The organism is Acinetobacter sp. 102, from assembly GCF_037028485.1.
In the GTDB taxonomy this organism is placed as follows: domain Bacteria; phylum Pseudomonadota; class Gammaproteobacteria; order Pseudomonadales; family Moraxellaceae; genus Acinetobacter; species Acinetobacter higginsii.
On record NZ_JAZEZK010000022.1, the window covers coordinates 1 to 21,067 of the forward strand.

Consider the following 21,067-nt stretch of genomic DNA (forward strand, 5'->3'; position numbering starts at 1 on the left):
TAGAAACACCCCCTCCGCTATCGCAGAGGGGGTGTTTTTTATTGTGTGGAATTTTATATACTGGTTGTTTTACGGGCTTTCTGATATGACTTGGATCGTAGTACAAAGCTTTTCATTTCCCTATGAAGCTCAAATTGCTAAAACTCAGTTAGAAGCAGCTGAAATTCCAGCATGTATTGAAAATGAACATACTATTAATATGGATTGGCTTTACTCCAATGCTTTAGGTGGTGTGCGACTGTTAGTTCCTGAAAGCTATGCAGAAGAAGCTAAAGCATTACTTGCTCAAGATTTTAGCCAAGAATTAGAACAACAATTTGGAGCAAGTGAAAGCTGTCCTAAGTGTGGCAGTACTGATATACAACCTTATACAGAAGGTAAACGCCCTGCTTATGTGGTTTTCCTATTGCTTGGTTTTCCACTCTTTTCGTATAAAAATGGAACGAAGTGTCGGCAGTGCCAACATTTTTGGAGTTAATGCCGTATAGCAAATCAGCAAGATGTTTTAAATCACCAATGATCTGTATATGCTCAAATTAAAATAAAAAGAGCATTGAAGTTATGAATATTCAGAAAAATATTTTATGGGTAGATTGCACTGCGGCTGCATTTGCTGGGCTGATCGTATTGCTTGCTGCACAATGGTTAAGTCAACTTTATCATTTACCCAAAGGGATTATTGTTTTTGTGGGTTGCGTGAATCTCTTATACGCATGTTATTCATTTACACTCGCCAATTATAAAAAACGCGCACTGTTCCTCATCAACATCTTGGTGATTGCAAATAGCATCTGGGGCTTGGTTTGTTTGGTTATGCTTTGGCGATTCTGGCAGGAAATGACAATCTTTGCCGTAATCCACATTGCTGGGGAGGCGGTCTTTGTTGGTGCTTTGGCTCGATTGGAATATCAATGGCGGCATCAACTTGCATTTTCTTATCACCAAAGAAATAACTAAATTAAGTGGACATCATTTCAACAGCTTTGTCTAATAGGGGAGAACAGAATAAAAAGGAAAATAAGATGGAATATCAAGGAAGTTGTCATTGTGGAAAAATCACTTTTGTTGCACAAGGTGATTTGACTGAAGCAATGTCGTGTAACTGCTCGATCTGCCAAAGAAAAGGTTCTTTATTGTGGTTCTTACCGACAGATAAAGTTGATATCTCAGTTCAAGAAGATGTTTTAACTCGTTACCAATTTAATAAGCATGTGATCGACCATCATTTTTGTAAGATCTGTGGTATTCATCCTTATGCAACAGGTATTGATCCGCAAGGGAATCAGATGTATGCCATTAATATTAGATGTATCGAAAATTTAGATTTGGAAAGCATCAAAATCAATCACTTTGATGGCCGTTCGGTTTAACACTCAAATTCAGAGAATAAAAATGACCAAGAAAAAACAGCTAAATGCTGAACAGACGATTGTGTTGTTCGAGATATTAAAAAAGCGTTTTGAAGCCAATATGCATCGGCATCATGAGGTGAATTGGGGGGATATCGAGGAACAGTTGAAACAGCAACCTGAAAAGCTATGGGTATTGAATCAGATGGAAGAGACTGGAGGGGAGCCAGATATCGTTTCGCTTGATTCTGAACCAAGTGAGATCATCTTTTATGATTGTGCCGTAGAAACACCAAAAGGGCGTAGGAGTCTTTGTTATGATCGCGCTGCTTTAGATGCACGTAAAGAACATAAGCCTGAAAACAATGCGGTCGATGTAGCCGAAGCCATGGGAATTGAATTGCTCACAGAAGAGCAATATAGGCAGTTACAGTCGATTGAGCATTTTGATTTAAAAACCTCGAGCTGGGTCAGAACTCCAGAAGATGTACGCAAATTGGGCGGTGCAATTTTTTGTGATAGTCGTTATGGCCGCGTCTTTACCTATCACAATGGTGCTCAATCCTATTATGCGACCCGTGGATTTCGTGGCCGATTAAAATTATAGTTTTATAATTCGAACTTGCTTTTGGCATGTTTTTTTAAGCTTTGATTTTGCCAAGCGCTTGCTTGGTTTTTCTGATTTTGCTACTTTAGTGTTCATTCAATAAACAATGATCAATAATTGCTAGGAAGCAGAATATGCACCTTAATCCTTTGTACTACAACGAGCAGCATCTTGAATTTGCCAAGAGCATTCGACGTTTTGTTGAAAAAGAAATTTCGCCTTTTATCAATGAATGGGATGAAAGTGAAACCTTTCCGCGAGAGCTCTATAAAAAAGCCGCAGATATTGGTTTGTTGGGATTAGGTTTTGAAGAGCAGTATGGGGGAATTGCGGGAACAGATGCATTTTATACCTTGTTATCTTCGATTGAGATTGCAAAATGTGCTTCGGGTGGCTTAGCGGCTTCGTTACTGTCACATACCATTGGTGCGCCACCAATCCAGCACTTTGCCAACGAAGAGGTTAAAGCTCAAGTACTGCCTCAGATTTTGTCAGGTGAAAAAATCTCGGCATTGGCGATTACTGAGCCAGGCGGTGGGTCAGATGTAGCTTCGCTTAAAACCAAGGCAGTACGTGAGGGTGATTATTTTCTGGTGAGTGGTGAAAAGACCTTTATCACTTCAGGGATGCGAGCAGATTATTATTCAGTGGCAGTGCGTACTGATCCAAATGCCAAAGGGGCAAATGGTATTTCAATGCTTCTCATAGATGCGCATAGTGCAGGGATCAGTAAAACCAAACTGGATAAGATGGGATGGTGGGCATCTGATACGGCACACCTGCATTTTGACAATGTTAAAGTGCCTGTCAGCCATTTATTGGGTCCTGAAAATATGGGCTTTCTGGTGATTATGAATAACTTCAATATGGAGCGTTTTTTCCTTGCTGCCAGTAGTTATGGTTTTGCCTTGACTTGCTATGAAGAGGCATTGGATTGGGCACAACAACGCCAAACCTTTGGTAAGCGTCTGGTTGATCATCAGGTGATGCGTCATAAGTTAGTGGATATGGCCACGCGACTGACTGCAACGCGTGCTTTACTCGAGGATACCGCTTATCGTTTAGGCAAACCTGAATTGCAGGGTAGTGAACTGATTGCCCAGATTTGTATGCTGAAGAATGTTGCCACTCAAACTATGCAATTCTGTGCCGATGCTGCGGTACAAACACTCGGGGGCATGGGCTTTATGCGTGGTACTAAGTCCGAGCGGATCTATCGTGAAGTGAAGGTGAATATGATTGGCGGTGGTGCAGAAGAAATTATGAAGGATTTAATTAGTAAACAGTTGGGCTATTAAAACTGTTTCAAACATCATTCAAAGTGCGGTCAAAACACCGCACTTTTTCCGGTTTAAAATTTATTCTAGTTCAGCCAACTCTTCTAAAGAAATCTGACGGATTTCAAAGATAGGTTGTTTCAGAAATGAGTTCAGTGCTTTGATATCAATAAATTTTATGTTGTCGAGTGCAATACCTTCGATACTATCTTTTTCAGCATCATAGCGAATATCTGAAGTCTGTTCGATAAACTGTTTCAATAATAATGGACTATCACTTAACTCTGAAAGTGGTTTGTTCATCAAGGCTTCGAACTCATAGTCCATCGCATAAATATTGGATTCCCAAGATACATCACTAAAATTCTCATCTTGACTAGAGACAATGCTGCCAGTCTCATAGCCAGAGAAATAGTCTTCTTCTGAATTGATCCAAAGTACATAGCAAGGTTGTGTCGCATCGATTTCTAAGAGTTGATACCAGACGATACCTGAAATTTGGGCAAATTCGAAAGCATCATCTTCATTCAACTTTGGAATTTCACCATCTTCGATATCAAACTTTTTGCCTGTTTTTTCTAATACCAAAGCTTCAAGTTTTTCGTAGATTTCATCATTTACTTCGCCATTGCCGATGTCATAGTTACAGAGTTCATCATAATATAAGCCCTCAACAACTAAGGTTTTATAGGCCTTTTCTGCTTCAACTTTATCTGTATAAATCTGTTTGATTGCCCCAGTAGAAACGCAGTTGGTCAGATGCCATTCGTCATTATAGGCAAAGTCATTTTGACGAATCACGTATTGGATATTGCTCATTTTTATTTCCCCTTAAGTTAAGCAATTTTAGTTTTTAATTCTTGCAGCTTAGCTGCACTAGGCGGCACAGTCATGCCATTGTCCATCCAGAGTTCAAAACGCATCGGATTAAAAAAGAAATCGGGACGAATATCAAAATCAATAAATTTGGCTTCACCTTTTCCCATCATCGGAAGAATGGTATTGATAAACCAACTATTGTGGGTGATCAGTAACGACTTTAATTGTCCCGTCACCGATAAAGGAGAGAGTAGTGTTGCTGATAGCTTTGGGTCGTCAATCACATCAGCATGGAATTTCTCTAGGCGTTTTGCTAACCCATCTGTAGGGATATCCTGCATCGCTGCAACAAAATCGCCTAAAGTTGGAATAAAGCGGTGATGGAAATCAACCAATAGGTGATCTTTTTCACACAGGTCTTTCACTTCAATGCTATTTCCTGCACTATTTTCAAAGTGATGTCCAAAGATCGGGATAATGACTTCCTGAACACCCCAAAAGGTATGCAAGATACGATGGCGATTGTCGGTACACAACATTTTGGTGCTGTCGATTAGAGCATGAATATCAATATAATCTTCAAGCTCGCCCCCACGACGTTTCACCGAAATATTGGCATGTTGTACTGGATTCATTTTCACGAATTCTTATAATCATTTGATGTTTAAGAACAATAGCAGCTTTCTGATACAACGAATATAGATAAATAGACGTGAGCGATAAGCTGTGTCGTGCTTAAATTAGAATCAATTTTTTAAAATGCCTGATATTTTTTATCAGTCCAATCGGCATTTAAAATTGCCCAACGCTCATGATCTTTCCATTCTTTTCCACCAACACGCAGGTATTGGCGAGAAAACCCTTCTTTTATAAAACCTGCATTTGCGACAAGGCGAATAGAGGACATATTGTCTGGTTGGATATTGGCTTCTAGTCGATGCAGATTCAGTGTTTGAAATGCTTCGTGTAAAACCAGTTGCAGCCCTTGTCGCATATAGCCTTGTCCGGCATAAGGAGAAAAGGCTTCATAACCCAAGTAAGCAGAATGGAAGTAACCTCGAACGATATTGGAGATATTAAAGGTGCCAACAATGGCATGATTTTCTTTCAAGCAGACAAAGTAACGATGTTCTTGTGCGAGATATTGTTGAAAGTCTGTTGGTGGATAAGTCCAAGGTTGATGCAGTTGAATACTCTTTTGGTAGGCAAGTTTGATTTCAGTTAAATCGCTGGGTTGAGGCTTACGCAAATAGATATACGGCATTCTCTTCTTTCTGCAGTTGGCTTATTCGTATTGCTTTAATTCATTTTCTAATTCTTCTTTTAAGTCGAGTGGATCTATAATCCAAACAGAAATATCTAAATTTGGTAGTACCCCAATTTTTATACCATCATCATTTAGATTCTGTAACCATTTTTCGATAAAATTATTCAGATCGACTTTAGTTGGTGTGAAAGAAGGATAAATTTCACGGAAGGAGGTCGCGTAGTCAGCATGTGGCCATACAGGTAAGTATTCTAAATTTTCTTGGGGTGTAAGGATAAGATAATTTGTATGTTCATCTTCTAATATCCAGAGTTCTTCCCAGTCACATACTTTTGAAACAAAATGCTCGTAACGTTGTTTAGTCGTTAAAGAAAATATATTTTCAATTTGTTTAGGATGCATTCGATAACTCATTATTTCACCGCCATTTCCCAAACCATTTCAGTCAACTCATCAATTTTGACTTTACCCTCAGGTCTGTACCACGTCACCGTCCAAGAAATCGAGCCACCAAGCAAACGACGCCAAATAAACGCATCGTGTTTCACTTTGCCTTGAGCACGTAATTTTTCAATCACATCCAGCCAGACTTGCTCATATTCATTACGCATTTTCAGCAGGTAATCTTGTTTTTCTTTAGAAAGGGCAAACCATTCGTGTACCAATACCGCCATAGCTGCACCAGTATCGCCAGCAATGGAAAGTAATTCAGCTTTGATGAGATGGCGTAATTGTTGTTCAGGAACGGTTGAGCGTTCAGCTGCTTCTTTTAAACGGGCAAAGTTATAAATGATAGTTTGTTCCATCACAGTCGCCAGAATTTCATCCTTGCTTTTAAAGTGATGAAACAGGCTTCCTGATTGAATGCCAATAAATTCACCAAGTTGACGAACCGTGGTTTTGTCATAACCTTGCTTATAAAACAGATAGGCAGCACCTTGCAGTAAACGTCCACGTGGACTGTCATCAAAACAAACAATCTTGGGTATTTGCTCAATTGAGGTTGCGATCATGCCTATCCGTCTATCCCGTTTAATCCAAAGTCTATTGTAACAAAAATCATTTGATGCATTGTCTTATCTTTTTATAACAAGCATTTGCTTGAGTTTGTCTATTTTTGCCAATACAGCATAGCATTATGTACTTTACAAACCAAGCACTTGCTTGGTAATGTTAAGGCGTTTTTAGCAATAACAATGAGAAAGCGCATGACAACTGTCAAACAGGATGACCAGAGGGTAGTCAAAATCGGGTGTGCATCAGGCTTCTGGGGCGATACCAACACTGCTGCATTTCAGTTGGTGCATCTGAGTGATATTGATTATTTGGTCTTTGATTATCTGTCAGAAATCACCATGTCGATTATGGCGAAAGCGATGATGATTGATCCAAGTCATGGTTATGCTTTGGATTTTGTCAGTCGAGTCATGGCACCCCTGATCAATAAAATTGCTGAGAAAAAAATAAAAGTGATCAGCAATGCGGGTGGGGTAAATCCTTTGGCTTGCCGTGATGCCCTACAAAAAATTATTGATGAAAAAGGCTTGGATTTAAAAGTTGCAGTGGTTTTGGGTGATGATGTATTACCCAAGCAGGCTGAATTACTCACCCAGAATGTTAAGGAAATGTTTAATGCTGAAGCCTTACCCGCACATGTTGCCAGTAGTAATGCCTATCTCGGTGCTGTTGCGATTCGTGATGCGCTCGACTTAGGGGCAGATATCGTAATTACAGGCCGTGTGGTCGATTCGGCGGTTGTACTGGCACCTTTGCTGCATGAATACAAATGGTCACTCGATGATTATGACAAGCTGGCACAAGGCTCATTGGCAGGACATGTGATTGAATGCGGTGCACAATGTACAGGTGGAAACTTTACCGATTGGCGCCTAGTTCAAGGTTTTGACAATATGGGCTTTCCGATCGTAGAAGTCAGCGCTGATGCTTCATTTATCGTAACCAAGCCGAAAGGGACAGGTGGCCTCGTTTCAACTGCAACCGTAGCAGAGCAGATTGTCTATGAAATTGGCAATCCGCAAGCCTATCTTTTACCTGATGTGAGTGCTGATTTTAGCCAAGTGCATTTAGAGCAGGTGGGCGAACATCGAGTCAGAGTGACGGGTGCCACAGGTCGTGCACCGACCCAGCAATATAAAGTCAGTGCCACCTATGCTGATGGTTATCGTGTCTTGGTCAGTTTTTTGATTGCAGGTCGTGAAGCGCCAGAAAAAGCTCAAGTGATTGCCGATGCCATTATCAACAAATGTGAACGCGTTTTGGCACTGCGTTCAGTTCCTCCTTTTATTGAAAAGTCAGTTGAGATTCTTGGCATTGAAAGCACTTATGGCTCACATGCTCGAATCAAGGACAGCCGTGAGGTGGTGGTTAAAATCGCTGTTAAACACCTGTTTAAAGAAGCCTGTATGTTCTTTGCTTCGGAAATTGCTCAAGCTTCAACAGGCATGGCACCTGCATTGGCAGGTATTGTTGGAGGTCGACCTAAGGCATCCGCTGTGGTGAAGCTGTTCTCGTTCCTGATTGATAAAGATCAATTAAAAGTAGGAGTCGATTTTGCAGGACAGCGTTATCCCGTTCAGATCCCCGTTGGACAATCTTCACAGGATTATGTGCAGCATCTCGTTGGTGACGTAGCCGTATACCAAGGTGATGAGGTTGAAGTTCCTCTCGTTGAAGTTGCACATGCACGCAGTGGAGATAAGGGCAATCACAGCAATATTGGGGTGATCGCGCGTAAGGCTGAATATTTGCCATGGATTCGCGCTGCATTAACCGAAGCTAATGTCGCAGCGTATATGCAGCATGTTCTAGATCCTGAAAAATCAAAAGTGATTCGTTATGAAATGCCAGCCATGCATGCACTGAATTTCATGTTGGAAAATGCATTGGGTGGTGGTGGGATTGCCAGCTTGCGGATCGATCCACAAGGGAAGGCTTTTGCTCAGCAACTATTAGATATGCCGGTGAAAGTGCCCGCACAATTGTTAGAAAAATATTAAGGATATAAAGATGAGTTATCAATCAATTTTCAGGGCAGATGCATTTGCTGACAAAGTGGTGATCGTCACAGGTGGTGGTTCTGGTATTGGCCGTTGTACTGCACATGAATTGGCTTCTTTAGGCGCACAAGTGGTGATTACAGGGCGAAAAGTTGAAAAACTGGAAAAAGTCAGCCAAGAAATTCTGGAAGATGGAGGCAAAGTCCATTTCATCGTCTGTGATAACCGTGATGAAGAACAAGTTAAAAACATGATTGCTGAAGTGTTGGAAAAATTTGGAAAGCTCGATGGTTTAGTCAATAACGCTGGGGGACAATTTCCTTCTGCATTAGAGAATATTTCTGCCAATGGTTTTGATGCCGTGGTCCGTAATAACCTACATTCTACCTTTTACTTGATGCGTGAAGCTTATAACCAGTGGATGGCAAAGCATGGTGGTAGCATTGTTAATATGACTGCCGATATGTGGGGAGGTATGCCGGGAATGGGGCATTCAGGCGCAGCACGTTCGGGTGTTGATAACCTGACCAAAACTGCTTCAGTAGAATGGGGTAAATCTGGGGTACGTGTTAATGCAGTTGCACCGGGCTGGATTATTTCTTCGGGCATGGATAACTATAGTGGTGATTTTGCCAAAGTCATTATTCCAAGTTTAGCGAGTAATGTTCCATTAAAACGGATGGGCACCGAGTCAGAAATCTCTTCAGCGATTTGCTATTTACTTTCAGATGCTGCTGCTTTTGTATCTGGTGTCACCCTGCGTATTGATGGGGCAGCTTCACAAGGTACACGCATGTACCCACTGGCAGATGCGACCAATAATGAAGCCTTTAATGGTTTCCATCGTGCTTTTATTCCTGACATATTCAAAACAGATGGAGAATAAACATGAGTATTCTTCGATCTGAAATTACGGTGGGTAGTGAACAATACCAGCAAAATCGAGAGGCATTATTAGCGCAGTTGGCTGAAGTGCGTGCGGTGCAGCAAAAAAGCATCGATAAATCTTATGCGGCAAAACCCAAGTTTGATAAGAAAGGCAAAATCTTGCCGCATGAGCGTATTCGGTTGCTGTTAGATGCCGATTCACCTTTTGTCGAGTTATGTGGCTTAGTTGGCTACAACATGCATGACGATAAAGATGGTTCCGAAGCTGGCGGTGGTGTGATTGCAGGCATTGGTTTTGTCAGCGGTGTACGTGCGCTGGTTTCTGCCAGTAACAGCGCGATCAAAGGTGGCACCATGTCACCGATGGGGGTGCATAAAACCTTGCGCCTGCAAAAGATCGCTTTAGAACAAAAATTACCGATGGTGACTTTGACCGAAAGTGGTGGTGCAAACCTGAACTATGCGGCTGAAGTATTTACCTATGGCGGTATGACTTTTGCCAATCAGGCACGCTTATCTGCAGCAGGGATTCCGCAAGTTGCAGTAGTACATGGTAATGCAACCGCTGGAGGCGCTTATCAACCGGGTTTGTCTGATTATGTGATTGCGGTGCGCAAGCAAACAGAAATGTTATTGGCTGGCCCACCGCTGTTATTGGCAGCAACAGGGGAAGTGGCAACTGCGGAAGAACTGGGCGGTGCAGAAATGCATACCCAAGTGTCAGGTGTGGCGGAATATTTAGCTGAAAATGATGCTGATGGGATTCGCTTGGCGCGTGAGATTTTTGAGCATCTGAATTGGAAAGAACAAACCGCACAATCCAATCAGAATTATAAAGAGCCGCGTTATGCTGCTGACGAGCTATTAGGTATTGTTCCGCAAGATCCAAAGCAACCTTTTGATATGAAAGAGATCATTGCACGGATTATTGATGATTCAGATTTTCTCGAATTTAAACAAGAATATGATGCCTTAACCGTATGTGGTTGGGCCAAAGTGGGTGGACAACATATTGGTATTATTACTAATAATGGTCCGATTACCCCACAAGGGGCGGCTAAAGCAGCGCAGTTTATTCATCTGTGTGAGCAGACCCAACGACCGCTTTTATTCCTGCATAACACCACCGGTTTTATGGTCGGAACCGATGCAGAGCAGAACGGGATTATTAAACATGGTTCCAAGCTGATCCAAGCGGTTGCCAATGCGACAGTACCCAAGATTTCGATTGTGGTGGCAGGCTCTTATGGCGCGGGTAACTATGCCATGTGTGGTCGTAGTTTGTCCCCGCAATTTATCTTTGCATGGCCAAACTCTCATGTCGCAGTAATGGGCGCAGCACAAGCAGGTAAAGTCTTGCGTATCGTAGCTGAGGGCAAACAAAAAGCCTCGGGAATGGAACCGAATCCGCAGATGCTGGATTTCTTGGAACAAAGTACTGCGATGAAATTGGAACAACAGTCGACGGCTTTATTTAATACCGCAATGCTGCATGACGATGGCATCATCGACCCAAGAGATACCCGTAAAGTATTGATATTTTTATTACAAACCATTTATGAAGCACAACAACGTGAATTAAATCCAACACGATTTGGTGTGTCGAGATTTTAATTTTTAACACCCTCATCCTAGCCTAGCCTTCTCCCAGAGGGAGAAGGGATTCCCTCTCCCTTTTGGGGAGAGGGTTAGGGAGAGGGGCAAAACAAATTTTAAGGAACAAAAACAATGAAATTTACTGCAGAACATGATGCTTTACGCCGTACCACACGCCAGTTTGTTGAAAATGAGCTGAACCCTTTTATTCCAGAATGGGAAGAAGCAGGCCGTTTTCCGATTCATGATGTATTTAAGAAAATGGGGGACTTGGGCTTATTGGGGATTTGTAAACCTGAAGAAAATGGCGGTTTAGGACTCGATTATTCATACAACCTTGTGGTGGCCGAAGAGTTAGGCCGCGCTGCTTGTGGTGGCGTACCCCTAGCGATTGGTGTGCAAACTGATATGGCAACGCCTGCACTGGCACGTTTTGGCAGTAAGGAACTACGAGATGAGTTTTTAAATCCTGCCATTCGTGGTGAATATGTTGCGTCGATTGCAGTCTCGGAAGTGCATGCTGGTTCTGACGTGGCAGCCATCAAAACCACAGCAAAAAAAGATGGTGATGATTATGTGATTAATGGCAGCAAGATGTGGATCACCAACTCATTACAAGCTGATTTTTTCTGTTTGCTTGCCAATACTTCTGATGACAAACCACATGTCAATAAATCCATGATTATTGTTCCTGCCAAGACAGCTGGGATTAGCTTTTCAGAACCATTAAATAAATTGGGGATGCGCTCCACCACCACGGCACAGGTCTACTTCGACAATGTGCGTGTACCGCAACGCAACTTGGTTGGGGTGGAAGGCATGGGCTTTATGATGCAAATGATGCAGTTCCAAGAGGAACGTATGTGGGCCTGTATCAATGCAGTAGGTGGCATGGAAAAAGTCATTCAGCAAACTATTGACTACACCAGAGAACGAACCACTTTTGGTCAGCCTTTAATTCATAACCAGTATGTACATTTCCGTTTTGCTGAACTGATGACAGAAGTCGCGGCATTAAAAGCCTTAACCCTTCAAGCCTGTGAACAGCATATTGCGGGTGAAGATGTCACGTTAATGGCTTCAATGGCGAAGCTGAAAGCAGGGCGATTAAGCCGTGAAGTGGCAGACAGTTGCCTGCAATATTGGGGTGGTAATGGCTTTATGTGGGATAACCCAGCATCGCAACTGTTCCGTGATGGCCGCTTAGGTTCGATTGGCGGTGGCGCAGATGAAATCATGTTGGGGATCATTTGTAAGCTCACCGATATTCTGCCGAAGAAACAGAAAAAATAGGAGCAGAAGCATGACAGTTGCAACTTCTCTTGCAGGTTTAGTGTTAGATGACAGCATTCAGTTCGAACAGCAAGGTGGCATTTTAACACTATGGCTAAATCGTCCTGAAAGCCGTAATGCCATGAGTTTAAAGATGGTCACTGCCATTCAACAGGTGTTTAGCCAGATTGCTGATGATGTATCCATTCGTGCTGTGATTTTACGCGGTCAAGGTGGGCATTTCTGTGCAGGTGGCGATATTAAGGATATGGCAGGGTTAAGAGTTGAAGCGGCCAATACGGATAGCTTACAGCCTTATGTGGATTTTAACCGTCGTTTTGGTGCCATGATTGAACAAGTGGATCAAGCACCGCAAACCGTCGTGGTGGTTTTGGAAGGAGCAGTACTCGGTGGCGGATTTGGTCTTGCCTGTGTTTCAGATATTGCCATCAGCCGTGATACCGCTCAGTTTGGCCTACCTGAAACAGGTTTAGGTATTTTACCTGCACAAATTGCGCCTTTTGTAGTGAAACGGATTGGTTTGACTCAAGCCCGCCGTTTGGCATTATTGGGTTTACGTTTTGATGGCAAGACGGCTTTAGATTTAGGTGTTGTTCATCAAGTTGCACAAGATGATGTTGAGCTTGAACAACAGCTTACAGAGATAATTCAGCAGATTAAACGTGCTGCACCATTGGCTTCCCGTAACACCAAAGCTTTATTGCATCGGACACTGAATGAGCCTTTAGAGCAGCTTTTGGATGATGCGGCACAACAGTTTGCTCAAGCAGTCGGTGGCGCAGAAGGACAAGAAGGTACCATGGCTTTTATTCAAAAACGTAATCCAAATTGGTTTGACTGAAATTTCCCTAATCCCTGTTTAAAAAGAAGGGCGTTTATCCTTTAGAAGGGGGACGGGGAATTTAATAATAGAGATAAAACAATGAGTTTTTCAAAAGTCTTAGTGGCAAACCGTGGTGAAATTGCTGTTCGTGTGATGCAAACAGCCAAAGCAATGGGCTATCAAACGGTTGCGGTGTATTCAGATGCAGATGCCAATGCCCGTCATGTCCAGCTGGCGGATGAAGCTGTTTATATCGGTGCATCTAAAGTTTCCGAATCTTATTTGTCCATTGCCAATATTATTGCAGCCTGCAAAAAGACAGGTGCGGATGCGGTACATCCTGGTTATGGATTTTTGTCTGAAAATACTGATTTTGCTCAGGCTTGTCTTGATCATGACATCACTTTTATTGGGCCAACCGCTGCCGCCATCGAGCTGATGGGCAGTAAACGCCTTTCTAAAATTGCCATGATTCAAGCTGGCGTACCGTGTGTACCTGGTTATGAAGGCGATCAGCAAGACCTTGATTGTTTGGCTGAACAAGCTGAGAAGATTGGTTATCCTTTAATGGTCAAAGCATCAGCAGGTGGTGGTGGGCGCGGTATGCGTCTGGTCCAACACGCTGCTGATGTATTCGAAGCATTAAAAACAGCACGTTCGGAAGCAGAAAATGCCTTTGGTTCGGGTGAATTGATCTTAGAGAAAGCGGTGATTGCTCCAAGGCATGTCGAGATACAGGTCTTTGGAGATACACATGGCAATTATGTGTATTTATTTGAAAGGGATTGTTCGATTCAACGCCGTCATCAAAAAGTCGTCGAAGAAGCACCTTGTCCAGTAATGACACCTGAACTACGCCAAAAAATGGGTGAAGCAGCTGTTGCAGCAGCAAAGGCTTGTGATTATGTCGGGGCAGGCACGGTCGAGTTTCTGCTTGATCAATCAGGTGAATTCTATTTCTTGGAAATGAATACGCGTTTGCAAGTCGAACATCCAGTCACTGAAATGGTCACAGGATTGGATTTGGTGGAATGGCAATTGCGTGTTGCCAATGGCGAAACCTTGCCTTTACAACAACATGAATTGACCCTAAACGGGCATGCGATCGAAGTTCGTTTATATGCAGAAGATCCACGTCAGGACTTCCTGCCACAAACAGGTAAAGTATTGCGTTGGCAAGCGGCGGGTGCTGATGGTAGCTTACCCAATGTCCGTATTGATCATGGCATGCTAGAACACGGTGAAATCAGTCCTTTCTACGATCCGATGGTGGCAAAAGTGATTGCTTATGGCAAGACCCGTCAGGATGCGATTCGCCTACTTACCAAAGCGGTTGATGATTGCGTATTACTAGGTGTGAATAGCAATAAGCAGTTTCTTGTCAATTTGTTGCGCCATCCGATCATTGTGGCGGGAGATACCAATACAGCATTTATTCAACAACACTTCCAAGATGATATTAGCCTGCATCAACAAGCTTTGCCGCTTGAAACTTTAGCCGTTGCAGCAGCACTGTTTACCCAGAAGAATAAGCAGCAAGTGGCTTGGCAAACGGGTGTCGGTATGCCGTTTCCACTGAAACTGAAATATGCCGATCAGCAGATCTTGCTGCACGTACAAAATGATCAGCAGCAGGTTAAGGTTGAGTTCTGTGATCAACAAGCGACAATCAAGATTGTAAGCATCAGTGATGTGCAGATTGTTTATAGCTGTGAAGGTGTTCGACGTAAGCTTGCCTATGTATTTGATCAGGATCAACTATATTTGGATGCAGCTAATGGTAATGTGCTGATTGAAAATATCACCTATGCAGCACCAGAAGCGGCAGAGGTAGTGGGTGATGGTAAAATTCGTGCACCAATGGATGGGGCGATTGTGAATTTGCTGGTCAATGTCGGAGATTCGGTAACAAAAGGGCAAACCTTATTGGTGCTCGAAGCGATGAAGATTCAGCAGCAAATCAAATCCGATGTTGATGGTGTGGTAGATGAGTTGATTGGTCAAGTCGGTCAACAAGTGAAAAAACGTCAATTGTTGTTAAACCTCAGCACGACTTGAGCGTAATCAAATAGAACAAAAAAGCGAGGTGTTATGCCTCGCTTTTTAATAAGTGTAATACAGCATCTAAAGAATGCTCTGAATTCCCTTGTAATTCTTGTGTTGCAAATTCAGCCAAGGCCTGTTCATGTGCTAACAAATAGTGGAGAAAGTCTTGCGTGTTGGCATCTGCATGTTGCTGCATCCGCTCAAAAGTGACCATAAACGGTTGTGTACCTTGTTTCAGTAAATGCATGGCCAGTTTCCAAGGTAATTTAGCCATCGCAATGCCTGATGCTTTGGCCTGTAACTTAACATGCAAACGAATTGTGGCTGTTTGACCTTGTTGGATTAAGAACTGCTGTAACTTGCGTAGAGTTTGGGTCTCCAGTTTGGCAAGCGTTTGCCATTTCTGTTGCTGCTCAATCGAGCGTGCATGTTTGGCTGCATTTAAAAAGATCAGTTCACCCAATATTTCTGATTCAAGTGCAGTGTTAAGGTCTTGTTGATATTGTGGATAATGCATTCCTTTGATTTCCATGAATAACAGTCGATGGGTTAATCTATTATAAATAGCATAAAAAATATTCAATATAAGCACTTAAACCATCTATAGCTGTCATATAGATGGTTTAAGCTCAATTAAGTAAACATTTTCAAACGTAAACTTTCTAAACGGCTTTGATATTGCTTTTGCCATTCTTCATTTGAGAGTTGTGCTTTTAACGGTTCCATCTCTTGTTGTAACTGCTGCACAGCCTGCTGATATTGATCAACTTGTTGCTGTTGTTGGGTTTCACGTTGTTCACGCTGCTGTACGTCTTGGCGTTGCTGCTCAGTTAGATAGCGCTGTTGTAACATCTGTTTTAAGCGTTGTGTTTCAGCAGGACTATGCTGCCCTTGATGAATTAAACCGAGTGCTTGTTCATAAAGCCCCATTTTATTTTCTTGTTGAGTTGCATCAGGATACTGTTTTTGCAGCTCCTCAAAGGCTTTTAAACGTTGTTCAGCACTGAGTTTCTGATTCTGTGCCAAATCATTGTAGGCAAAACGATAATCTGCATACTGACGCTCTTGCCCAAAGCCCAGCATCGCTTCGGCTTGCCCCAAGGTCTGTTCTCTCAGTTTCCACAATGCATCAAAGCGTTCTTTTGGCGATAACGACGTTGATAACACGGTATTTTGCATCTGCTGTTCATATTGCGGCATGCGTTTTAATAAGCTCTCAGCCAAATGTGCAAAGTTTTGATCTGGGTAATTGGCTAAAGCTTTTGCTAAAGCTGCGTTACAGTCGGATATAGGGCAGTTGGCTTTAAAATTATTGAGAAACTCGGTGATATTGCCGGGTTGCTGTTGAAGTATTTTTAATTGTTTTAAAAGTGACTCTTGAAAAACTTCGTCCTTGGTTTTGTTTGGCATGCCTTCATTACTCACCTGTGTTGATGAATCTTGAGATGATGCGGTGGATTTGGTTTGTTGAATTGCAGCGGAAGAGGCAGTGCTCTTCCAAACTACAATCCCAACCAAGACCACGACAACAATAAGCATTGTCAGCAATAGTCTTTTATTCATACCGAATTCCGTTTATGGGCCGTAATTAAATTGCCCCATCACAGGGAAGTGATCTGAAAGATCCCATGTCATATACAGTGGGTCCGCTGTGGTACGTAAGATACGCACATCGTTACGAGACTGAGTCGGTTGACGGTGGTTATTTGATGCCACCACATAGTCTAGATATTCGACTGTTGCACCACCTGAACCTGCTGCTCCAGCCAACTTATTCACGCGTGGGTCAAAGGTCGATTCAGTATAACCTGTGCTTGGTGCTGCGGTCGCATTCAGATTGGTTAACATGTCTTGATAATCTTGCGGCCATAACAGTTTATTCACATTGAAATCACCGCCCATGAGCACGGCATCAAAACTTGGGATATTTTGTTGATTTACCAATTGGCGAATTTGTTTGAACTGAACCTGACGCAATGCGCGTGCTGCATCGGTATCAAAAGAAGCAGTATGCGTAGAGGTGACATGATACGCCTTACCATTCTTAATGATTTCTGCATACAGCACACCTTTATCCGCAAAACAATCAGTTCCTGTACAGTCTGGATAAATCAATTGTGCTGTTTTGACGATTGGATAACGGCTCACAATCACCAAGCCACTATCAAACAAGTTATAGCCAGAACCGACTGGAATATGGGTTTGATATGGGTACTGTTGTGCCAGTTGATTCAGCATGCCTGTACGCGATGAAGCAAAGGCTTCTTGCATCATAATCACATCGTAACCGTTTAAATGATTTGGTAATTCAGCCAAGCGTTCGCTGATTTTACTCGCCACCATCGGGAGGGCATAAATATTGTAAGTCAGTACCTTGAGCTCATCGGCACTGGCTGAAACAGGCTCTTGAAGCGTGTTTTGATGAATGGTGTAGTGGAAATCATCATAGCCCCCCGTGTACTCAGCTTTTACTGCTGCTTGTGCAGATAAACCGCCATAAGTTGTACTAATACGATGCACATCACGATCTGAATACCATGGTGATGTTGTGGTCGCCGTTTGAATCCCATGTTTAATATTACTACCTGACCAAGTTCCCGTCATGGTTTGTTTTAAAGTGACTTGTGAATTGCCACTGCTGAGAACGGTATCAAAGTTATAGGTTTTACCGGATTTGATCCCAGTATAACGGTTGATGCGTAATACCCGTTTGGTCTCGTAGGGTGCAAGTTGAGTCGCTTCCTGCGCCCATTCATTGCCTTGCTGTAAGCTTGCCCCAGTTTGATTGACTTGTATTGATACGGTTTGTGGCGTGGTATTGGTCACAAACACGTAGGAATCAGCCAAGGTCTGTTGGGTAGAAAAACCACTGATTAAGAGCGCGACCCCTGCGCCTAGTTTTAAGCTCTTCAGCTTCATCTTTATCTCTCCATAGTGCTTAATAATGTCTGAACAAATACAATCGGATGTTGTTAAAATTATTCATTTGTGAAAATTTTATGATTGTTATTTGTTCGAAAATTATAATAATGAAAAAATATTGCTAAATCATTTAAATTTCTAACCGCTCATCTGATGTTTTAAAAAACAATATTTTATTCCATATTTTTGGCTGAAATAGGGATTTTTTAACAGATTGGGATAGTTATTTAGTGAAATATATGAAAATTAATGATTCAAAAAAGAAAATTGAAAAGTAATCTATTTATTATAGGGGTTATAAATGAACAAAATCTGACAAGCTGGCGGTGCCTGTCAGATTTTGTGATGAGAAAAATTAAGCTTGGTCAGCGTCGACGATTGCACTGCTGGTTTGTTTCAAACTATAGAGCAGTTGTCCTAACAAGACATCTTTATTACTTAAAGTCACCATGACCATGGGATGATGAGGGGCAGGGATTGAGGTCAGAATGGCCTTACCATTTTCAGCATCCAAGGTAATACTTTGGCAGCCTGTCAACTGGATTTCATTGAGAAAAGCAGTGACCATTGCCAAGATTGAACTACTGACAGCTGCCAGTTTGGTGCTGTTATAAGGGTTCTTCTTGTAAATGGAGGCAAGCTCAAAGCCATCGGTAGAGCAGAGCATAATATAATCGACGCCTCGGATATTGGTTAAAATATCGTTGGCCTGCGCTTTAGCAAACTGAATCAGCTCTTTGGGTGCTGTACGTTGCTGACTAGGAATACTGAACATAATTCTTCTCTTTATAAAGTAATTAGTTTGTTGCTTTTAAATTGACTTCTAATGCTGCTATGAGAGATTCAATCATCAGCAAAATATGTTCTTGTTTACGGGCATCAATAAAAAATAAGGGATATTGGTAGTCATTTTGAATTAACCACTCGCGATAGATCGTGGTTGGTTGCCCCTTGTTTTCATCCACGTGGGTGATGCCGATTGAAATATTTTGGGTATAGTCCTTAAAGGTATCCAAATACCCCTCAAGTTCTTCGATTGGTACTTTACTGTTGTGGTCAACCAATAAAATAACGCCCAAAGCGCCTTGGCAAATCACCGGCCAAATAAAATCAAAGCGTGATTGGCCTGGGGTGCCATATAAGCCTACTTTTACACCGTCATCTAAAGTAATCTCACCATAATCAATACCCACCGTAGTTTGCATTTTATTATGGGCCTGACTATCTGTATTGAATGCTTCGGTCGCGAGGACAGGAATTTCTGAAAGCGATTTGATTGCTTCGGTTTTACCTGCGCCCATGCTTCCTGCAAATACAATTTTATATTGTTGGAGAATCATATCAATCCTTAAAGCCCAAAGCGGCGTCTGATCTTGCCGAAAAATTTATTTAAAAAGCCTTGTTGTTCAATTGTTTGTTCAGTCTTTTCAATTCGTAGGTAATGACTTTCTGAAGCAGGGATAATGCCGCCATTGTCAGAAATAATGCAGGCAGCGATAAATTGTTGAACCGTTTGAATAGGAAGTTTTAATTGTGTTGCAACTTGATAGAGTTGGGCTCCTTGTATAAAGCAAGCAGAAAGCAATAAAGTGGTTTTACGGTCAGTGCCTTGAGCTGGCTGTGGCCAATATTCAATTTTGTAGTATTCATTTTCATTTGGCGCTAAACGCTGAAACTCGAGTGAATGCCAGAACAGGTTCCATAACCAATCTTGCAGGTTATATTCAACTTTGCGAGAAACTTTGGTGAAGTTTGAGGTGGTCGCAAATTCATATTTAAAACTATGGTTGGTTTGCGTGTGGGTGCGGGTTGGTTCTAGCCATGCAATTTGACTCCGCGTATCAATAATGGCCAAAGTACCGTGATCATCAAACAAATGTAGACGGGCATTTTCAGGATTTAACATGTCGGTTAAATACTTTTCATTGATAGCATTATGTGTAGAGGTCGATTCGATCTTCGGTTGTTGCGCCTGTTGATGGGTGATATAGCTTAAAAGGCGGAGATGAATCCAGTTTTTTAATGCATCAGTATGCTGAAAAGGCAAGTAAAGCGTATTGTGTTCTTCTATATGTTGTGAGCCTTCTCCTTTTGAAATTTTTAAGCAGGGAAGTTGTTTTTGTTCTAAAATACGTTGAATACCTTCGGTTTCAAAAAAATTTTCATTTATTAATAATAAGTCGATATTAGGATCGGCAATATTGATCCAATTAATGCCAAATTCATGAGGTATTGTTTTTCTAAGTTCTATTTTTAACTCATCTGAAACTTTTAAACTTATACCTGAAATTGCGATATTAATGCAATGTCCATTCATAGTATCACTTTAATATTTTATAAAATATTGGACTGCACAAAATTAGTCTAATACTAAAGACTGATAATAGACCGCTTGCATATTTATATTTTCTTATAATGAAAATATTAAATATACAAGAAGTCTAATATATTAAGTATTTTGAAATTTAGAATTAAGCAAAGTCTAATTCTTTTTCAAATGTTTTTAATTCGTGGCGAGCCATCGCAAGGTTCGATTTACTGCGGTCTAATACGAGATAAAGGAATAAGTTGCCATTGCTTTCTAATGGACGGATTAAGTGGTATGCCTTGCCCAGTGTGATCAGAATATCTTCGATGTCATCGTTCAGTTTTAGTGAGTTAGCTACACGGCGTTTTGCTCGAATAACTTCGGTATTACCCGCAGCTGCCAATTCTAAGTCGATTGAACCCCCACCTTGAGTTGCTAGCGCCAAACCACTCTCTGTATCTACTAATGCTGCTGCAACGAACCCATCAATATTTGTTAAGCTTTCTAATGAAATTTTAGCCATGATTTTATCTCTACTAATACATCTTTGTTTATGAAGTTATATTTGCCACTTCTGTTTTTGATTAGTTTTCAAAAGTAGTTAATCTCATTATAGGAAACTCTTTTATTAAATCAATCATACTTTAAAATAATTGAATTGACCGATTTGCTAATAATTGACAATTTTTGTCAAACAAACAAATAAAAATACTAATTGAGGATTGAATTTTATTTTTAGTGTGATTTTATTCACATTAATATCGGGTTTTAAATACCTGCTTTGATTGTAAATAAATGTAAATTATTTTTAATTAATATAGGTACATTGATTTTTTAAATAAAATTAAATTAATA

Annotated in this window: 23 protein-coding genes; 11 read left to right on the forward strand and 12 right to left on the reverse strand. The window is 41.5% G+C overall.

What is annotated here, in order from left to right:
- The first annotated feature begins 85 nt into the window (after positions 1–85).
- The 5 genes from WA352_RS18065 (at position 86) to WA352_RS18085 (ending at position 3,254) form a co-directional block, all read left to right on the forward strand.
- The gene (locus WA352_RS18065; RefSeq protein WP_005322277.1) at positions 86–478 is read left to right on the forward strand and encodes a putative signal transducing protein; all 393 of its coding nucleotides are present in this window, start codon (positions 86–88) and stop codon (positions 476–478) included.
- 83 nt (positions 479–561) lie between these two features.
- Positions 562–957, forward strand: coding sequence for a hypothetical protein (locus WA352_RS18070; RefSeq protein ID WP_005322278.1), 396 nt, complete (start codon positions 562–564; stop codon positions 955–957).
- A 65-nt stretch (positions 958–1,022) separates the two neighbouring features.
- Entirely contained in the window at positions 1,023–1,370 is a 348-nt protein-coding gene (locus WA352_RS18075; RefSeq protein ID WP_336143523.1) for a GFA family protein, read from the forward strand.
- Between the two features lie 22 nt (positions 1,371–1,392).
- Positions 1,393–1,956, forward strand: a complete 564-nt coding sequence (locus WA352_RS18080; RefSeq protein WP_033134718.1) for a DUF4256 domain-containing protein — start codon at positions 1,393–1,395, stop codon at positions 1,954–1,956.
- Positions 1,957–2,090: 134 nt separating this feature from the next.
- A complete protein-coding gene (locus WA352_RS18085) occupies positions 2,091–3,254 on the forward strand; it encodes an acyl-CoA dehydrogenase family protein (RefSeq protein ID WP_004802595.1) in 1,164 nt (387 codons plus the stop codon).
- Between the two features lie 60 nt (positions 3,255–3,314).
- On the opposite strand, the gene WA352_RS18090 is transcribed toward WA352_RS18085, so the two are convergent.
- The 5 genes from WA352_RS18090 to WA352_RS18110 all read right to left on the reverse strand — a co-directional run bounded on the left by WA352_RS18090 (position 3,315) and on the right by WA352_RS18110 (position 6,332).
- On the reverse strand, positions 3,315–4,052 hold the full coding sequence (locus WA352_RS18090) for a hypothetical protein (RefSeq protein WP_033134717.1): 738 nt from the start codon (positions 4,050–4,052) through the stop codon (positions 3,315–3,317).
- 17 nt (positions 4,053–4,069) lie between these two features.
- The gene (locus WA352_RS18095; protein ID WP_005149651.1) at positions 4,070–4,687 is read right to left on the reverse strand and encodes a DUF6915 family protein; all 618 of its coding nucleotides are present in this window, start codon (positions 4,685–4,687) and stop codon (positions 4,070–4,072) included.
- A 119-nt stretch (positions 4,688–4,806) separates the two neighbouring features.
- Positions 4,807–5,316 (reverse strand): GNAT family N-acetyltransferase, encoded by a 510-nt coding sequence (locus WA352_RS18100; protein WP_033134716.1) that lies wholly within the window; start codon positions 5,314–5,316, stop codon positions 4,807–4,809.
- 21 nt (positions 5,317–5,337) lie between these two features.
- A complete protein-coding gene (locus WA352_RS18105) occupies positions 5,338–5,721 on the reverse strand; it encodes a DUF2750 domain-containing protein (RefSeq protein ID WP_033134721.1) in 384 nt (127 codons plus the stop codon).
- Positions 5,722–5,732: 11 nt separating this feature from the next.
- A complete protein-coding gene (locus WA352_RS18110; protein ID WP_033134715.1) occupies positions 5,733–6,332 on the reverse strand; it encodes a TetR/AcrR family transcriptional regulator in 600 nt (199 codons plus the stop codon).
- Positions 6,333–6,527: 195 nt separating this feature from the next.
- On the opposite strand from WA352_RS18110, the gene WA352_RS18115 reads away from it, so the two are divergent.
- The 6 genes from WA352_RS18115 (at position 6,528) to WA352_RS18140 (ending at position 14,994) form a co-directional block, all read left to right on the forward strand.
- The gene (locus WA352_RS18115; protein ID WP_033134714.1) at positions 6,528–8,336 is read left to right on the forward strand and encodes an acyclic terpene utilization AtuA family protein; all 1,809 of its coding nucleotides are present in this window, start codon (positions 6,528–6,530) and stop codon (positions 8,334–8,336) included.
- A gap of 10 nt (positions 8,337–8,346) precedes the next feature.
- Positions 8,347–9,222: an SDR family oxidoreductase gene (locus tag WA352_RS18120; RefSeq protein ID WP_016162545.1), complete on the forward strand. Its 876-nt coding sequence runs from the start codon at positions 8,347–8,349 to the stop codon at positions 9,220–9,222.
- 2 nt (positions 9,223–9,224) lie between these two features.
- Positions 9,225–10,838: an acyl-CoA carboxylase subunit beta gene (locus WA352_RS18125; RefSeq protein ID WP_004802603.1), complete on the forward strand. Its 1,614-nt coding sequence runs from the start codon at positions 9,225–9,227 to the stop codon at positions 10,836–10,838.
- Between the two features lie 114 nt (positions 10,839–10,952).
- A complete protein-coding gene (locus WA352_RS18130) occupies positions 10,953–12,113 on the forward strand; it encodes an acyl-CoA dehydrogenase family protein (protein WP_167250062.1) in 1,161 nt (386 codons plus the stop codon).
- A 10-nt stretch (positions 12,114–12,123) separates the two neighbouring features.
- Positions 12,124–12,954, forward strand: coding sequence for an enoyl-CoA hydratase/isomerase family protein (locus WA352_RS18135; RefSeq protein WP_033134712.1), 831 nt, complete (start codon positions 12,124–12,126; stop codon positions 12,952–12,954).
- An 81-nt stretch (positions 12,955–13,035) separates the two neighbouring features.
- Positions 13,036–14,994, forward strand: coding sequence for an acetyl/propionyl/methylcrotonyl-CoA carboxylase subunit alpha (locus WA352_RS18140; protein WP_033134711.1), 1,959 nt, complete (start codon positions 13,036–13,038; stop codon positions 14,992–14,994).
- 31 nt (positions 14,995–15,025) lie between these two features.
- Here the strand turns inward: WA352_RS18140 and WA352_RS18145 are convergent, their stop codons facing one another.
- The 7 genes from WA352_RS18145 to WA352_RS18175 all read right to left on the reverse strand — a co-directional run bounded on the left by WA352_RS18145 (position 15,026) and on the right by WA352_RS18175 (position 20,735).
- Positions 15,026–15,499 carry a hypothetical protein gene (locus tag WA352_RS18145; protein ID WP_033134710.1) on the reverse strand — a complete coding sequence of 158 codons (474 nt, stop codon included), beginning with the start codon at positions 15,497–15,499 and terminating at the stop codon, positions 15,026–15,028.
- A gap of 116 nt (positions 15,500–15,615) precedes the next feature.
- Positions 15,616–16,545, reverse strand: coding sequence for a lipase secretion chaperone (locus WA352_RS18150; protein ID WP_033134709.1), 930 nt, complete (start codon positions 16,543–16,545; stop codon positions 15,616–15,618).
- A 12-nt stretch (positions 16,546–16,557) separates the two neighbouring features.
- The gene (locus WA352_RS18155; protein ID WP_033134708.1) at positions 16,558–17,901 is read right to left on the reverse strand and encodes a sphingomyelin phosphodiesterase; all 1,344 of its coding nucleotides are present in this window, start codon (positions 17,899–17,901) and stop codon (positions 16,558–16,560) included.
- Positions 17,902–18,259: 358 nt separating this feature from the next.
- On the reverse strand, positions 18,260–18,679 hold the full coding sequence (locus tag WA352_RS18160; RefSeq protein WP_004652554.1) for a roadblock/LC7 domain-containing protein: 420 nt from the start codon (positions 18,677–18,679) through the stop codon (positions 18,260–18,262).
- A 22-nt stretch (positions 18,680–18,701) separates the two neighbouring features.
- A complete protein-coding gene (locus tag WA352_RS18165; RefSeq protein WP_004802616.1) occupies positions 18,702–19,244 on the reverse strand; it encodes a GTP-binding protein in 543 nt (180 codons plus the stop codon).
- 8 nt (positions 19,245–19,252) lie between these two features.
- Positions 19,253–20,221 carry a hypothetical protein gene (locus tag WA352_RS18170; protein WP_004802619.1) on the reverse strand — a complete coding sequence of 323 codons (969 nt, stop codon included), beginning with the start codon at positions 20,219–20,221 and terminating at the stop codon, positions 19,253–19,255.
- Between the two features lie 154 nt (positions 20,222–20,375).
- Complete coding sequence (locus tag WA352_RS18175; protein WP_004802620.1) at positions 20,376–20,735, reverse strand: hypothetical protein; 360 nt, start codon at positions 20,733–20,735, stop codon at positions 20,376–20,378.
- Positions 20,736–21,067: the final 332 nt, after the last annotated feature.

Coding starts and splice junctions, on each gene's coding strand:
- WA352_RS18065 (WP_005322277.1), top strand. CDS start 86: ATGACTTGGATCGTAGTACAAAGCTTTTCATTTCCCTATGAAGCTCAA.
- WA352_RS18070 (WP_005322278.1), top strand. CDS start 562: ATGAATATTCAGAAAAATATTTTATGGGTAGATTGCACTGCGGCTGCA.
- WA352_RS18075 (WP_336143523.1), top strand. CDS start 1,023: ATGGAATATCAAGGAAGTTGTCATTGTGGAAAAATCACTTTTGTTGCA.
- WA352_RS18080 (WP_033134718.1), top strand. CDS start 1,393: ATGACCAAGAAAAAACAGCTAAATGCTGAACAGACGATTGTGTTGTTC.
- WA352_RS18085 (WP_004802595.1), top strand. CDS start 2,091: ATGCACCTTAATCCTTTGTACTACAACGAGCAGCATCTTGAATTTGCC.
- WA352_RS18090 (WP_033134717.1), bottom strand. CDS start 4,052: ATGAGCAATATCCAATACGTGATTCGTCAAAATGACTTTGCCTATAAT.
- WA352_RS18095 (WP_005149651.1), bottom strand. CDS start 4,687: ATGAATCCAGTACAACATGCCAATATTTCGGTGAAACGTCGTGGGGGC.
- WA352_RS18100 (WP_033134716.1), bottom strand. CDS start 5,316: ATGCCGTATATCTATTTGCGTAAGCCTCAACCCAGCGATTTAACTGAA.
- WA352_RS18105 (WP_033134721.1), bottom strand. CDS start 5,721: ATGCATCCTAAACAAATTGAAAATATATTTTCTTTAACGACTAAACAA.
- WA352_RS18110 (WP_033134715.1), bottom strand. CDS start 6,332: ATGATCGCAACCTCAATTGAGCAAATACCCAAGATTGTTTGTTTTGAT.
- WA352_RS18115 (WP_033134714.1), top strand. CDS start 6,528: ATGACAACTGTCAAACAGGATGACCAGAGGGTAGTCAAAATCGGGTGT.
- WA352_RS18120 (WP_016162545.1), top strand. CDS start 8,347: ATGAGTTATCAATCAATTTTCAGGGCAGATGCATTTGCTGACAAAGTG.
- WA352_RS18125 (WP_004802603.1), top strand. CDS start 9,225: ATGAGTATTCTTCGATCTGAAATTACGGTGGGTAGTGAACAATACCAG.
- WA352_RS18130 (WP_167250062.1), top strand. CDS start 10,953: ATGAAATTTACTGCAGAACATGATGCTTTACGCCGTACCACACGCCAG.
- WA352_RS18135 (WP_033134712.1), top strand. CDS start 12,124: ATGACAGTTGCAACTTCTCTTGCAGGTTTAGTGTTAGATGACAGCATT.
- WA352_RS18140 (WP_033134711.1), top strand. CDS start 13,036: ATGAGTTTTTCAAAAGTCTTAGTGGCAAACCGTGGTGAAATTGCTGTT.
- WA352_RS18145 (WP_033134710.1), bottom strand. CDS start 15,499: ATGCATTATCCACAATATCAACAAGACCTTAACACTGCACTTGAATCA.
- WA352_RS18150 (WP_033134709.1), bottom strand. CDS start 16,545: ATGAATAAAAGACTATTGCTGACAATGCTTATTGTTGTCGTGGTCTTG.
- WA352_RS18155 (WP_033134708.1), bottom strand. CDS start 17,901: ATGAAGCTGAAGAGCTTAAAACTAGGCGCAGGGGTCGCGCTCTTAATC.
- WA352_RS18160 (WP_004652554.1), bottom strand. CDS start 18,679: ATGTTCAGTATTCCTAGTCAGCAACGTACAGCACCCAAAGAGCTGATT.
- WA352_RS18165 (WP_004802616.1), bottom strand. CDS start 19,244: ATGATTCTCCAACAATATAAAATTGTATTTGCAGGAAGCATGGGCGCA.
- WA352_RS18170 (WP_004802619.1), bottom strand. CDS start 20,221: ATGAATGGACATTGCATTAATATCGCAATTTCAGGTATAAGTTTAAAA.
- WA352_RS18175 (WP_004802620.1), bottom strand. CDS start 20,735: ATGGCTAAAATTTCATTAGAAAGCTTAACAAATATTGATGGGTTCGTT.